This window comes from Allobosea sp. GW821-FHT09G06 (assembly GCF_059416005.1).
This window is the reverse complement of record NZ_JBWKOI010000001.1, coordinates 1100354-1113925: the sequence shown is the minus strand read 5'-3', so window position 1 is coordinate 1113925 and position 13572 is coordinate 1100354. Positions and strand designations below refer to the sequence as shown.

Annotated in this window: 15 protein-coding genes; 6 read left to right on the top strand and 9 right to left on the bottom strand. The window is 66.2% G+C overall.

The window, feature by feature from the left end; all coding sequences use genetic code 11:
* Nucleotides 1–6 precede the first annotated feature (6 nt).
* Nucleotides 7–315 carry a hypothetical protein gene (locus AC07NY_RS05335; RefSeq protein WP_492285060.1) on the bottom strand — a complete coding sequence of 103 codons (309 nt, stop codon included), beginning with the start codon at nt 313–315 and terminating at the stop codon, nt 7–9.
* Between the two features lie 254 nt (nt 316–569).
* Between AC07NY_RS05335 and AC07NY_RS05330 the strand changes: the two genes are divergently transcribed.
* Nucleotides 570–869 carry a hypothetical protein gene (locus AC07NY_RS05330; RefSeq protein WP_494582319.1) on the top strand — a complete coding sequence of 100 codons (300 nt, stop codon included), beginning with the start codon at nt 570–572 and terminating at the stop codon, nt 867–869.
* 116 nt (nt 870–985) lie between these two features.
* Here AC07NY_RS05330 and AC07NY_RS05325 read toward each other — a convergent pair whose 3' ends face one another.
* Both AC07NY_RS05325 and AC07NY_RS05320 read right to left on the bottom strand, forming a co-directional pair.
* Complete coding sequence (locus tag AC07NY_RS05325; RefSeq protein WP_494582318.1) at nt 986–1651, bottom strand: hypothetical protein; 666 nt, start codon at nt 1649–1651, stop codon at nt 986–988.
* Nucleotides 1652–1768: 117 nt separating this feature from the next.
* Complete coding sequence (locus AC07NY_RS05320; RefSeq protein WP_492285062.1) at nt 1769–2140, bottom strand: hypothetical protein; 372 nt, start codon at nt 2138–2140, stop codon at nt 1769–1771.
* A gap of 33 nt (nt 2141–2173) precedes the next feature.
* Between AC07NY_RS05320 and AC07NY_RS05315 the strand changes: the two genes are divergently transcribed.
* Both AC07NY_RS05315 and ybaL read left to right on the top strand, forming a co-directional pair.
* Nucleotides 2174–2494: a polyhydroxyalkanoic acid system family protein gene (locus tag AC07NY_RS05315; RefSeq protein ID WP_494582316.1), complete on the top strand. Its 321-nt coding sequence runs from the start codon at nt 2174–2176 to the stop codon at nt 2492–2494.
* Between the two features lie 152 nt (nt 2495–2646).
* On the top strand, nt 2647–4515 hold the full coding sequence (gene ybaL, locus AC07NY_RS05310) for a YbaL family putative K(+) efflux transporter (protein ID WP_494582314.1): 1869 nt from the start codon (nt 2647–2649) through the stop codon (nt 4513–4515).
* A gap of 57 nt (nt 4516–4572) precedes the next feature.
* Here the strand turns inward: ybaL and AC07NY_RS05305 are convergent, their stop codons facing one another.
* The 3 genes from AC07NY_RS05305 to AC07NY_RS05295 all read right to left on the bottom strand — a co-directional run bounded on the left by AC07NY_RS05305 (nt 4573) and on the right by AC07NY_RS05295 (nt 7128).
* Nucleotides 4573–4989: a DUF3830 family protein gene (locus AC07NY_RS05305; RefSeq protein WP_047578809.1), complete on the bottom strand. Its 417-nt coding sequence runs from the start codon at nt 4987–4989 to the stop codon at nt 4573–4575.
* A 283-nt stretch (nt 4990–5272) separates the two neighbouring features.
* Nucleotides 5273–6346 carry a patatin-like phospholipase family protein gene (locus AC07NY_RS05300; protein ID WP_492285066.1) on the bottom strand — a complete coding sequence of 358 codons (1074 nt, stop codon included), beginning with the start codon at nt 6344–6346 and terminating at the stop codon, nt 5273–5275.
* Nucleotides 6343–7128: a 3-hydroxybutyrate dehydrogenase gene (locus tag AC07NY_RS05295; protein WP_494582312.1), complete on the bottom strand. Its 786-nt coding sequence runs from the start codon at nt 7126–7128 to the stop codon at nt 6343–6345. The genes AC07NY_RS05300 and AC07NY_RS05295 overlap by 4 nt, the downstream gene beginning before the upstream one ends.
* 112 nt (nt 7129–7240) lie before the next feature.
* On the opposite strand from AC07NY_RS05295, the gene AC07NY_RS05290 reads away from it, so the two are divergent.
* From AC07NY_RS05290 to AC07NY_RS05280, 3 genes are all read left to right on the top strand, one after another.
* Complete coding sequence (locus AC07NY_RS05290) at nt 7241–7783, top strand: Fur family transcriptional regulator (RefSeq protein WP_257731105.1); 543 nt, start codon at nt 7241–7243, stop codon at nt 7781–7783.
* 12 nt (nt 7784–7795) lie between these two features.
* Nucleotides 7796–9070, top strand: a complete 1275-nt coding sequence (ispG, locus tag AC07NY_RS05285) for a flavodoxin-dependent (E)-4-hydroxy-3-methylbut-2-enyl-diphosphate synthase (protein WP_494582310.1) — start codon at nt 7796–7798, stop codon at nt 9068–9070.
* Nucleotides 9071–9148: 78 nt separating this feature from the next.
* On the top strand, nt 9149–11113 hold the full coding sequence (locus tag AC07NY_RS05280) for a potassium transporter Kup (protein ID WP_494582308.1): 1965 nt from the start codon (nt 9149–9151) through the stop codon (nt 11111–11113).
* A gap of 210 nt (nt 11114–11323) precedes the next feature.
* On the opposite strand, the gene AC07NY_RS05275 is transcribed toward AC07NY_RS05280, so the two are convergent.
* From AC07NY_RS05275 to AC07NY_RS05265, 3 genes are all read right to left on the bottom strand, one after another.
* Entirely contained in the window at nt 11324–12202 is an 879-nt protein-coding gene (locus AC07NY_RS05275) for a DMT family transporter (RefSeq protein WP_494582306.1), read from the bottom strand.
* A gap of 139 nt (nt 12203–12341) precedes the next feature.
* The gene (locus tag AC07NY_RS05270; RefSeq protein WP_291654774.1) at nt 12342–12824 is read right to left on the bottom strand and encodes a MarR family winged helix-turn-helix transcriptional regulator; all 483 of its coding nucleotides are present in this window, start codon (nt 12822–12824) and stop codon (nt 12342–12344) included.
* 104 nt (nt 12825–12928) lie between these two features.
* Complete coding sequence (locus AC07NY_RS05265) at nt 12929–13510, bottom strand: NAD(P)H-dependent oxidoreductase (RefSeq protein WP_494582304.1); 582 nt, start codon at nt 13508–13510, stop codon at nt 12929–12931.
* Nucleotides 13511–13572: the final 62 nt, after the last annotated feature.

Genomic DNA, 13572 nt, shown 5'->3' with positions numbered 1-13572 from the left:
CGCGCCTCAGGGCTTGCACTTGTAGACGGTGCCGTTCGTCTCCGGCCCCTTCCACTTGATGTCGGCGACCTTGGTCACGACATGGGTCCCGCCCTGCTCCGCCGCGGCGATCTTCAGGCGCGTGATCACCGAATCGCGCGTCTTGTCGAGCGGCATGATCGACTGGGAGCTGTCCTGTCCGTCGATCTCGCCGAGCTTCGTGCAATTCTCCACAACGCTTTGCGCATCGGTGACGACGACGATGCTGCTGCGCGAAGTATGATAGGCGCAGGCGCCAAGCAGCAGGGCCGGCAAGAGCATGAAAAGGCGGGGCATCGTCAGGTCCGGACTGTGCTGATCGGGTCTGCACCCATGTTCAGCCGCTTCGATTCAAAAGCAAGCCCAGCCATCGAGAAACCGTTCCGAAGCCACGGCCGCCTCCGCAAGCTTCACCGGATTGTCGCGATTGCAGCGGAATTGTCGCGATTTGACGCTGCGAACTTTAACGCAAAGACCGCGTCATTCTTGACCTGCCGTCGCAGCTGCTCTTAAGTCGGATCAGGCCAATGGGAGGCTGAAAAGGATAAAATATGCGTAGCATTCTGATTGTTGGCGCGATGGCCGCGCTCCTCGCCGGTTGCCAGACCGCGCAGGAGTCGATGGCCGACGCCGAAGTGACCTGTGAGTCCCAGGGCTTCCGCCCCGGCAGCCGCGCCTATCAGCAGTGCCGTTCGGCGAACTATGTCGAGAACCGTCGCGCCTCGAACGAGGCCGGTTCGGCCGTCGCGGCCGGCGTGGCCGCTGGCGTCATCGGCGGCGCCCTGATCGCTGCCGACAACCGCTCCTACTACCGTGGCGGCTACTACGGCCGTCGTGGCTACTGGTGGTGAGATAACGGGGCGCCTTCCTGAGGAAGATGCCCTTGGAATAGAGAAGCCCTCCGGCGCTTGGCGCCGGAGGGCTTTTTCATGGAATGGGCGGCCCGGTGCCGGAGCCGTGAACCTCGTCAGCGTCGGGCAGCGCGCTTGCGGGCCGGCGCAGCGGGGCGCTCGCTGGCCGAAGCCGAGGTCAGCAGCGAGCCGATGACATAGGCCGCGAGCCCCAGCCCGACCACGACCGCCATCGGTTCGCGCTCCGCCCGCTTCGCCAGCATGCGCCCGCCCCGATCGGCATAGGCGCGCGCCACCGCCGCATAATCGCCGGCACGGTCGGTATAGTCATCCGCGACGTCACGCTGCGAGCGCAGCCAGCTTCCGCCGGATTTCAGGGCGCGGTTACCGGCATCGGCCGCCTCGGAGCCGTAATCCTGGAGCCAGCCGCGCCAGCGCCCGTAATCCGGCTGATAGCGCTCCCAGCCTGATGAAGGCTGGCTGCGCAGCGCCGCCCAGGCCACGAGTCCGATACCAGCGAGTCCAAGCCCGAGCGCGGCGAGTGGATGCCGCTCGACGCCCCGCACCACCGCCTGCCCGCTATCGCGGACGGCCTCGAGCGGCTCGGCCTCGTCCCAGGCTTCCTTGGCGCGCTCATAGCCGTCCTTGACCGTTTCGCTGGCCTTGTCGGCGAATTCCGCCGCCTTGCCGCGCAGGCTGCTGACGCTGGCGCCCACGGCCGCGCGCGCCTCGTCATCGGCCTTCGGAACGTCGGGCGGGAAGCTGTTGCTGCTGATCGCCATGGCGGTCTCTCCGTTTCTGAAAGGGGTCATGGCAGAGAACGAAGCGGAGGCGGCCGGGTTCCAGCCCGCGGCAAAACAACTGGGTCACGATTCTTCACCTGTTCGGCCATGACCGCGTCATGATTGGATGCGATTGACCGCGGAACAGGGGCATTCAACGAGAAGGAGAAGCGCATGCATGTTCAGCACCTCCAGATCGCTCACCCGTTCGTTCTCTCCGATCCTGAATGGATCGCGCTTGAGAGCATCGAGGAGGAAACCCGCCACTTCATCTTCGACGAGACGATGCTGCATTCCCTGCAGGATCGCGGCCTCGTCGAGTCGGACGGGACCATCTGGCGGGTCACCCAATGTGGCCAGAAGCGCCTGAGCAACCGCGACTGAGACAGATGAAAGCCCGGTGTGCCGGCAAAAGCGATCGACAATCAGGCCCGCCCTTTCGGCGGGCTTTTTCGTGCGGCGCTGGCAAAGCGCCCGCCACAGGGCCATATACCGGCTTCCTTCCCTTTCCGATGAGCTGACATGGGCAAGCCAGTTTCCATCACCATCTCACATGATCTCGGCCGGGACGCGGCGCTCGCACGCCTGCGCGGCGGCGTCGAGAAGATCCGTGACCGGCTTGGCATGGTCCGGATGCAGCTTGTCGAGGAACGTTGGGAGGGTGACGCCCTGCATTTCGGCGTCGGTGCGCTCGGCCATACCGTCCATGGCCGCGTCGAGGTCGAGGATCAGTTGATCCGCGTCGAGGTGAGCCTGCCCTGGATGCTCGCGGTCTTCGCCGAGAAGCTCAAGATCGGCGTCGAGAAGCAGGGCCAGATCCTGCTGGAGAAGCCGAAGGCCTGAATCGCATCGCCTGCCACTCCCGGCGGGCGGAATTTTCGGCAGCGAAAGCCTGAAAAGTCGTACGCCCTTCGGTTGAAATCGCAGCCTCGAAACCCCATGCTCGGATAGTTCAAACAATCTTGATTTCTTGACCTTTCGGATCTGGGAGACCCATGCATCACGGCCCGCTGATCGCCATCATCGTCGCGGGCCTCGGCCTTGCCTTCGTCTTCGGGGCGCTTGCCCAAAAGCTGCGGATTTCTCCCCTCGTCGGCTACCTGATAGCCGGTGTCGCCGTCGGCCCGTTCACGCCGGGTTTCGTCGCCGACCAGAACCTCGCCAATGAATTGGCCGAGATCGGCGTCATCCTGCTGATGTTCGGCGTCGGCCTGCATTTCTCCCTGAAGGACCTGCTCTCGGTGAAGGCCATTGCCGTGCCGGGCGCCGTCGTCCAGATCGGCATCGCAACGCTGCTCGGCCTCGGGCTCGGCACCCTGCTCGGCTGGAATTGGTTCTCGGGCGCCGTCTTCGGTCTCGCCCTCTCGACCGCCTCGACCGTCGTCCTGCTGCGCTCCCTGCAGGAGCGCCGCCTCGTCCAGACCGAGCGTGGGCGCATCGCGGTCGGCTGGCTCATCATCGAGGATATCGCGATGGTGCTGGCACTGGTGCTGCTGCCGGTGCTGGCCGAGATCATCAACGGCACGTCCTCCGGCGGCAGCGCCCCGCTGGCGACCCGCTTCGATCTCGGCGTCTGGGGCGTGCTCGGCCTGACCTTCGCCAAGCTGATCGGCTTCCTCGCCTTCATGCTGCTGATCGGTCGGCGCGTCATTCCCTGGGTGCTGCACTGGGTCGCCCATACCGGCTCGCGCGAGCTGTTCCGGCTGGCGGTGCTCGCGGTCGCGCTCGGCGTCGCCTATTCGGCCGCGACGCTGTTCGGTGTCTCCTTCGCGCTCGGCGCCTTCTTCGCCGGCATGATCCTCTCGGAATCGCCACTCTCGCAGCGTGCCGCCGAGGAAACCCTGCCGCTGCGCGACGCCTTCGCGGTGCTGTTCTTCGTCTCGGTCGGCATGCTCTTCGACCCCGGCATCATCCTGCGCGCGCCCGGCCCCCTGCTCGCGACGCTCGCGATCATCCTGATCGGAAAGTCCGTCGCGGCCTGGATGATCGTGCGCGCCTTCGGCCGCTCGCAGTCGGTCGCGCTGACCATCTCGGCGTCGCTCGCGCAGATCGGCGAGTTCTCCTTCATCCTTGCCGGGCTCGGCACAGCGCTCGGCATCCTGCCGGCGCAGGGCCGCGACCTGATCCTTGCCGGCGCGATCCTGTCGATCCTGCTCAACCCGGTCGTCTTCGCCCTCGCCGAGCGCCTGGCACCGGAAGCCCCGGCCGCGAAGCCGAAGCCGGCCGCGACTCCGGAAGCCAACAAGCCCGAGGCCAAGACCCCGGAGCCTGAGGCCGAAGCTCCGCCGGAACGCGACATCACCGCGACCAGCCTCGCCGACCATATCGTCATCGTCGGCTATGGTCGCGTCGGCAGCCTGCTCGGCGCCGGCCTGCTCTCGCAGGGCGCCAAGCTCCTCGTCATCGAAGACAATCCCGACGCGGTCGAAACGGCCAAGCGCGACGGCGCCGAACTTCTCGTCGGCAATGCCGCCGACCCCGAAGTCCTCTCCGCCGCCGGTGTCGGCCGGGCCGTGCGCCTCTTCGTCGCCATCCCCGGCAGTTTCGAGGCCGGACAGGTCTGCGAGCAGGCCCGCGCCGAGAACCCGGCCCTGCCGATCGTCGCGCGCGCCCATTCCGATGCCGAGGTCGCGCATCTCACCAAATGCGGGGCGACGCTGACGATCATGGGCGAGGCCGAGATCGCCCGCGCCATGCTCTCGCTCTGCCAGAACCTCAAGGATACCGCCAAACCAGTGCCGGCCGAGCCGGAGGCGGCGCCTGACGCGGCGAAGCCCGAAACGGTAGCCGAATTGCCGGCTCCCAAGCCGCCTACGGCCAAGCCGGCGGAAGACCCGCCGGCCGATCCCCCGGCTGCGGCATAAGAAAAGGGCGGGGCACCAGGCGCCCCGCCCTTCCTCATATTCAGTCGCTGATCGCGCTCAGTCGACGAGGTCGAAGCGCACGTCCTGCACGCCTTCGTAGAGCGTCTTGCGGCCGAGCGTGTAGAGGTTCTCCAGCCCCGAGGTCAGGGTGATGAAGTGGTTGCCGGAGAGCACGCCGGCCTTGCTGGCGAACTGCACGCCGCCATAGGCGAGCAGGATCTCGGTCTCGCTGACGCCGCCCGGATACAGGATGATGTGGCCGGGAGCCGGATAGGCCGTGTTGTTCTCGTAGCCGACGCCGAAATCGAGATCGCCGAGCGGCATCCAGACGCCCTCGCCGCTCCAGCGCACATGCACCATCTTGCTGATGAACGGCATCTGCTTCTTGAAGGCGGCGCAGGTCTTCGGCGCGGCTTCCAGCTCGAACTTGGCGTCGAACTTGAACGGCCCGGCGGTGACGATCAGCTTGCTCATGAAATCCCCGTCTTCTTGGAAGCGTTTCGAGCCTGCTGAATGACATCACGCCCGAGGCCCGCGCAAGAGCGCTCCCGGAACAAGTGAGACGCCGGAACGTGAAGGATGCGAGCGCGGCGCTGTCAGCTCGCACCTCACTTTCCTGAAGAGCATGCCGTCATCCCGGACGCAGCGAAGCGGAGATCCGGGATCCATCGTAGAACGCGGCGCCCTTCGATGGATCCCGGGGCAAGCCCGGGACGACGGAGAGGTTCGGTGCAAGACTAGCGGGCCGGGCAGCCGCTCAGCCGATCGCTTCCCGCAAGTCGAGCGTGCCGGTCTTGCCGATCGCCTCGTAATTGCGCTTGAGCCAGCGCCTGCCGGCCGTGCGGCCCATGTCGCGCAGCTTGAGCAGGAAGGACCATTCCGCGTTCATGCGCGAGGATGAGGTCAGCTCCGCCAGCGGCGGCCCGCCGTCGATCCGGTGCATCAGCACGCGCTTGTACTCCTCGCGCGGCAGCTTGCCGTCGTCGATCAGCCGGTTGACGAAATCGATCGCGCGGAGCTCGCGCAGCATCGAGGCGTTGAAGGTGATCTCGTTCAATCGGTCCTGGATCTCGCGCGCCTTGGTCGGCAGTTCCCGCCGCTGGATCGGATTGATCTGGACGAGCAGGATGTCGTCGCAATGCGCCTGATAGAACAGCGGGAACAGGGCGGGATTGCCCATGTAGCCGCCGTCCCAATAAGCCTCGCCGTCGATCTCCACCGCCTGGAACACCATCGGCAGGCAGGCCGAGGCCATCACATGGTCCGGCGTCAGGTCCTTGCCGTCGAACACCGCGATCTTGCCGGTGCGGACATTGGTCGCGGCGATGAACAGCTTCACCGCGTCGCAGGCCCTGACCTTCGCGAAATCGATGAGATCGGCGACCACGCCGCGCAACGGGTTGATGTTGAGCGGATTGACGTCATAGGGGCTCGCCACTTTCGCGAACATCTCGAAGAACAGCATGCCCGGCGGCGTGCCGTTATTGTTGCCCCAGGCGCCGAGCATGGTGTCGAGCAGCGAGCGCTCCGAGCCGCCATATTTGCCGTCGACGCTGATCGCCCGCCAGAACGCCTCGAGCTTGGCGCGCGCGCCATCGATGCCGCCGTCGATCCAGCCCTCGGCCAGCACGACGGCGTTCATCGCACCCGCGCTGGTGCCGGTCAGCGCCTCGATGCCGAGGCGCCCGTCTTCCAGGATGGCATCGAGCACGCCCCAGGTGAAGGCGCCATGCGCGCCTCCGCCCTGCAGCGCGAGCGAAACCGTCTTCTCCGCCTTCGGTCCGACCAGTCCCTTGACCGGTTCGGCCTTGCGGGAAGGGCGCCCGCTCACGCCGCGGTCCAGCCGCCATCCATCGGCAGCGTCGTTCCGGTGATCGACTTGGCACCGTCCGTGCACAGGAAGACGGCGAGCGCCGCGACCTGCTCGACGGTGACGAATTCCTTGGTCGGCTGCGCCGCGAGCAGCACGTCGTTCATGACCTGCTCCTTGGTCATGTTGCGCGCCTTCATCGTGTCCGGGATCTGCTTTTCGACCAGCGGCGTCCAGACATAGCCCGGCGCGATGGCGTTGACGGTGATGCCCTGGGTGGCGACCTCAAGCGCCACTGTCTTGGTCAGGCCGGCGATGCCGTGCTTGGCCGCGACATAGGCCGACTTGAAGGGCGAGGCGACGAAGGCATGCGCCGAGGCCGTGTTGATGATGCGGCCCCAGCCCTTCTCCTTCATTTTCGGCAGCGCGGCGCGGATCGTATGGAAGGCCGAGGACAGGTTGATCGCGATGATCTGGTCCCATTTCTCGATCGGGAACTCCTCGATCGGCGAGACGAACTGGATGCCGGCATTGTTGATCAGGATATCGATCGCGCCGAAGACCTTCTCGCCCTCGGCGATGAAGCCGGCGATCTCGGCCGGCTTGGTCATGTCCGCGCCCGAGAACACCACCTTGATGCCGAATTCCTTTTGCAGATCGGCGCGCAGCTTTTCGGCATCGGCCGGCGGCATGATGCCGTTGATGACGAGGTTGGCCCCCTCGGCAGCGAGCGCGCGGGCATAGGCGAGGCCGATGCCGGAAGTCGAGCCAGTGATCGCGGCGGTACGGTCTTTGAGGAACATGAGCGTCAAGGCTCCTGACAATCGGGGAGAAAATGCTTAGGTTCGGGCCGGACAGGGCAATGGAACGGCAGGATATCGCCGCACGTTGCCTGATGACCCTTCGCAACGCAACATGACGAAAATGCAGTCAGACGCGCATATGCATGACGACCATGTGCACCACACACATGACGGGCACGATTGCCGCCACGCCGAGGATCACCGCCGCCATGCGGCGGAGGCTCTCGCCCGGGCCGAACGGATCTGCCGCGAGCGGGGCCTGCGCCTGACGCCGATCCGGCGGCAGGCGCTGGAGGCGCTCCATGCCGACCATCGCCCCGTGGGTGCCTACGACCTGGCGGACCGGATCTCACCGGCCGGCGGGCGCCGGCTTGCGCCGATCTCGATCTATCGCGCGCTCGATTTCCTGGTCGAGCAGGGCTTCGTCCACCGGCTCTCCTCGAAGAACGCCTATATCGCCTGCCTGCACGGTCATGGCGCGAACGAGGTCGTCGCCTTCCTGATCTGCGAATCCTGCGGCGGCGTCGACGAGGATTCCTCGCCCGCGATGAAGAAAGCGGTGGCGGCGATCGCGGAAAACCGGCAATTCTCTCCGTCGCACCAGATGGTCGAGATCGTCGGGCGCTGCGAGCATTGCCGCAATGCCGGATCGTGATAGAGCAGCCGCATGAATGAGCGCGCCTTTTCCTATCTGACGCCGGAACGTGCGGGCCCGCTGGGCCGTCAGCTCACCGTCCCCGTCAAGGTCGGCCATGTCACCGTCGGCGGCGGCGCGCCCATCGTCGTGCAGTCGATGACCAATACCGACACCGCCGATATCGCGGCAACCGTCGCGCAGGTCGCCGCGCTCGCCCGCCAGGGCTCGGAGCTCGTCCGCATCACCGTCGATCGCGACGAGGCGGCGGCGGCAGTCCCGAAGATCCGCGAGCGGCTCGACCGTATCGGCGTCGACGTCCCGCTGGTCGGCGATTTCCACTATATCGGGCACAAGCTGCTGACCGACCATCCGGCCTGTGCCGAAGCGCTGGCGAAGTACCGGATCAACCCCGGCAATGTCGGCTTCAAGGACAAGAAGGACAAGCAGTTCAGCCAGATCATCGAGCTCGCGATCAAGCACAGCAAGCCGGTGCGCATCGGCGCCAACTGGGGCTCGCTCGATCAGGAGCTGCTGACGGCGCTGATGGACGAGAATGCGCGCGCCGTGCGCCCGCTCGATGCCCGCGCCATCATGCGCGAGGCGATGGTCCAGTCGGCCCTGCTCTCGGCCGAGCGCGCCGAGGAGCTCGGCCTCGCCCGCGAATTCATCATCCTCTCCGCCAAGGTCTCCGGCGTGCAGGACCTGATCACGGTCTACCGCATGCTGGCGAGCCGGGCGAACTACGCCATCCATCTCGGCCTGACCGAGGCCGGCATGGGCTCGAAGGGCATCGTCGCCTCCTCGGCGGCGCTCGGCATCCTCCTGCAGGAAGGCATCGGCGACACCATCCGCTATTCGCTGACGCCCGAGCCCGGCGGCGATCGCACGCTCGAGGTCAGGACGGCGCAGGAGCTGCTCCAGACCATGGGCTTCCGCGCCTTCGTGCCGCTGGTGGCGGCCTGCCCCGGCTGTGGCCGCACCACCTCGACCGTGTTCCAGGAACTCGCCCAGGATATCCAGAGCTGGATTTCCACCTCCATGCCCGAATGGAAGACCCAGTATCCTGGCGTCGAGAACCTCAACGTCGCGGTGATGGGCTGCATCGTCAACGGCCCCGGCGAGTCCAAGCATGCCGATATCGGCATCTCGCTGCCCGGCACCGGCGAGGCGCCGACCGCGCCTGTCTTCGTCGACGGCAAGAAGGTCGCGACGCTCCGCGGCGCCGGTATCGCCGCCGAATTCAAGGCCATGGTCGCGACCTATGTCGAGCGGCGCTACGGCGTCGGTCTCGGCGCGACCGGCTGACCCCGCCTTTGCGCGCCGCCCGCAACGTGCTAGAGGCCCCGGCCTTTCGCTGCACCGCAGCATGCGCGGAGATCCCTGATGGGGCATGAGAACCCGAATCCTGCGACCGTTCGGCCGGAGGATTCACGCTTCGGCCTCGACGCCGGGCACGGCCAGAACGGTGGCCACGGGCACGGCAAGATGGGCTACGGGGCGCTGGCGCTCGGTGCGCTCGGCGTCGTGTATGGCGACATCGGCACCAGCCCGCTCTACGCGCTGCGCGAGACGCTGCTGGCCGCGACCGGCGGCGAGCAGGGCGCGGTCATTCCCGCCAGCGTCGTCATCGGCGTGCTTTCGCTGATCCTCTGGTCGCTCGTCATCGTCGTCACGCTGAAATATGTCGTGCTGCTGATGCGCGCCGACAATAATGGCGAAGGCGGCATCCTCACCCTCGTCGCGCTGGCCCAGCGCAGCCTCGGCCGCGCCCGCAGCCATGTCGCCCTGCTGCTCGGCATGATCGGCGCCGGCCTGTTCTACGGCGACACCGTCATCACCCCGGCGATCTCCGTGCTCTCGGCGATCGAGGGCATCAAGCTCGTCACTCCGGTGCTGAACGACTACATCCTCTGGATCGCCTCGGTGATCCTGATCGGCCTGTTCGTGATGCAGAGCCACGGCACGCATCGCGTCGCGACCTTCTTCGGCCCGATCATGCTGGTCTGGTTCCTGACACTGGCCGGGCTCGGCATCTACCATATCGCCGACGATCTCAGCGTCTTCCGCTCGATCAACCCGTATTACGCCCTGCTGTTCTTCCGCGACCATGCCGGCGTGGCGCTGGCCGTTCTCGGCTCCGTCTGTCTCGCCGTCACCGGCGCCGAGGCGCTCTATGCCGATATGGGCCATTTCGGCCGTGGCCCGATCCGCGGCGCCTGGCTCTACATCGTCTTCCCGGCCCTCTGGCTCAACTATCTCGGCCAGGGCGCGCTGATCCTCGCCGACCCCAGCGCCATCGACAACCCGTTCTACCGGCTGGCACCGGAAGGGCTGCTCCTGCCCTTCGTGGTCATGGCGACGGTGGCGACCATCATCGCCAGCCAGTCCGTGATCACCGGCGCCTTCTCGCTGACCCGGCAGGCGATCCAGCTCGGCCTGCTGCCGCGCATGGAAATCCGCCACACCTCCGAGCAGACCTCCGGCCAGATCTACGTGCCGCGCGTCAACCTGCTGCTGCTCGTCGTCGTGCTGATCCTGGTCTGGTCGTTCCGGACCTCGTCGAGCCTGTCGCATGCCTATGGCATCTCGGTCTTCGGCACTATGGTGGTCTCGTCGATGCTGGCCGCCATCGTCATCCGCCGCCACTGGGGCTGGAGCCCGCTGGCGACCGGCGCGCTGATCCTGCCCTTCTTCCTGGTCGACCTGTCGTTCTTCTCGGCGAACATGCTGAAGCTGTTCCACGGCGGCTATGTGCCGGTGCTGCTTGCCATGGGCCTGACCCTGGTGATGTGGACCTGGATGCGCGGCACCAAGATTCTGTTCGACAAGACCCGCAAGACCGACGTGCCGCTGCTCGAGCTCGTCACCATGCTCTCGAAGAGCCCGCCCGCCCGCGTGAAGGGCATGGCCGTCTTCCTGACCAGCGACCCGGAGACCGCGCCGGCCTCGCTGCTGCACAACCTCAAGCACAACAAGGTGCTGCACGAGCGCAACGTCGTCCTGACCGTGCGCTCGGCCGATACGCCGCGCGTCGTCGAGGAGGAGCGCGTGCGCCTTGCCCGCATCACCGACGATTTCTGGCGGGTCGACATGGTCTACGGCTACATGGAGAGCCCGAACGTGCCGAAGGGCCTGGCCATGCTGCGCAAGCAGGGCTTCAAGTTCGACATCATGTCGACCTCGTTCTTCCTGTCGCGCCGCTCGATCAAGGCCTCGCCGCAATCGGGCATGCCGATGTGGCAGGACAATCTCTTCATCGGCCTGACCAAGAGCGCCACAGACGCGACGGACTTCTTCCAGATCCCGACCGGCCGCGTCGTCGAGGTCGGCACGCAGGTCACGGTCTGACGCGGATCGTGTCGTCATTCTGAGGCGATGCCAAGCAATCACCTCGGAGGAAACGAATAGCGCGCCGCAGAGACTGCTTGGCAAGTCGCTGCGGAGAGTCGAATGGCGGTGCTTTCGAGAACCGGAGCGGAGCGTACTACGGTACGTGAGCACCGGAAGCGCAGAAAGCGCCGTCAGTCGACCGCCGCAGTAGAATTGCCGAGTAGTCTCTCAATCGAGCCGTGCCGAAGCCGCTTCCTTCGGCACATGCTGCACCCGCTCGCGATAGAGCAGGTAGAGCCCGGACGAGATCACGATGCCGGCGCCGACGAAGGTCCAGCGGTCCGGCAGCTGGTCGAAGACGAGCCAGCCGAGCAGCAGCATCCAGATGATCTGCGAATAGATGAAGGGCGCCAGCACCGTCGCCGGCGCCAGCCGATGCGCCAGGATCAGCAGCCAGTGGCCGAAGCCGCCAAGCGCGCCGACCGCGATCATCAGGAGCCAGGGCAGCAGCGTCTGCGGCGTCTCCCAGATCCAGGGCAAGAGCGGGATCGTCGCCAGCGTCCCGGCAGCGCCGGAATAGATCATCGTCGTTTCCGATGAATCATGGCCGGAGAGCATCCGGGTCGAGAGCGAGTAGAAGGCATAGCACAGGCAGCCGAGCACGATCAGCAGCGCCGCCGGATGCATGCCGCCGATCCCCGGCCGCGTCACCACCAGCACGCCGATGAAGCCGACACCGATCGCCGCGAGCCGGCGCGGCCCCGGCCATTCGCCGAGCAGCGGCCCCGAGGCCAGCGCCACCAGCAGCGGCGTCGCGAACATGATCGAGATCGTCTCGGCGAGCTGGAGATAGCGCAGCGCCACGAAGTTGAGCGCGGTCGAGCCGAGCAGCAGCAGCGAACGGCTCCATTGCAGCCACGGGCGCTTGGTCCGCAGCACGCCGGGCCGCGTCCACGGATTGATGACGGCCAGCACCAGGATCATGCTGCCGGCATAGCGCGCGAACACCACCTGCAGCGGGTTCATCGACTGGCCGAGCCATTTCGCGCTGGTATCGAGCAGCGAGAACAACAGGACGGCCGCGCACATCAGGCCGATCGCGGCCATGCGCGCGCGGCCCGTCTCGGAAGGCGCCACTAAAGGGGAGGACACAGAGTCTCGCCATGCTCTGGAGGAATGACGAGAGCAGATTGAACCGATTTAGGCAGCGTGGCCACTACGCTGGAGCATGCACTCCATGCAGAAATCAGGCGTCGCTATCGGCCTCATCGAGATCGGTATCGGGGTCGTCATGCTCGGCACCGGCCTTGGAAAGGCCCTTGGCCGCCTTGCGCAGGAGCTTGCGCAACTGCTTGCGCTCCTTGCCGTCGAGCTTGTCGAGAAGCTCTTCCTCGACCTCGTTCCAGACCGCATCGAGCTCGGCCGCGGTGCTCTGGCCCGCTTCGGTCAGCGCGACCTGCACGAGGCGCCCGTCGCGATTGCCGCCCTCACGGGTCACGAGGCCTTGCAGCGAGAGCCGCCCGATCGTCTTCGACACGGTCGGCGGCTTGACGCGCAGCAGCGCGGCGAGCTCGCCCATCGTCATCGGGGCCGGCTGCAGCGCCTTCAGCGCCTGCTCCTGCCCCGGAAACAAACCCAGCCCGTTCAGCCTCTCGCCCATCCGCGAGCGATGCAGCCGCGCGGTGACGAGCAGGGCACGGCCGACACTCTTCTCGATTGCCTTGGTCATGGGGTCGATCCTTCGGGCCGATCCTTGGACGGATAAGCAAGACGCTTCGCCGGCTGCGTATTCGCGCGCGAACATGACAGACGGATGACATTGATATGTCAGAGCTACGAGAGCGTGAGTTTCGCCGCGACTTTTTTCAGGAAAGCGGCCCGGCTGGTCGGAGTCGAGAGATTCATCTCGTGATGGGCGAGATAGGTCGTGCGCGTCAACGGATGGCAGACCGCCCGCAACGCCCGGCAGACCGCCTTGCGCGGCGGGTCGCCCATCAGGAAGGCGCGCCAGCGCGAACCGCCATAGCTGGTCACCGCGACCAGCCGGCGAATATTGTGCAGAGCCGGCTGCGCCTTGCCATCGACCATCTTGAACGAGACGCCGGGCAGGAAGACGCGATCGAGGAAACCCTTGAGGATCGCGGGATAGCCGAAATTCCAGACCGGGAAGCACAGCACCAGCGCCTCGGCCCGTTTCACCCGCTCGACATAAGCGGCAACCGGCAATGTGTTGCTGTCGGTGTCGTGATAGCCGCGCCGCTCCTCCCGGCTCAGCACCGGGTCGAAGCCCTCGGCATAGAGATCGCAATCATCGACCTCGTGCCCCGCCGCCTTCAGGCTGGCGACGACCGTCTCATGGATGGCGGCGCCGAAGCTTTCCGGCACCGGATGGGCATAGAGGACGAGAACGCGCATGGCGGGTGTTTCCGAGAGCGGATTGCTTTCCGAAGGAACCACGACGTCATCCCGGACAAGCC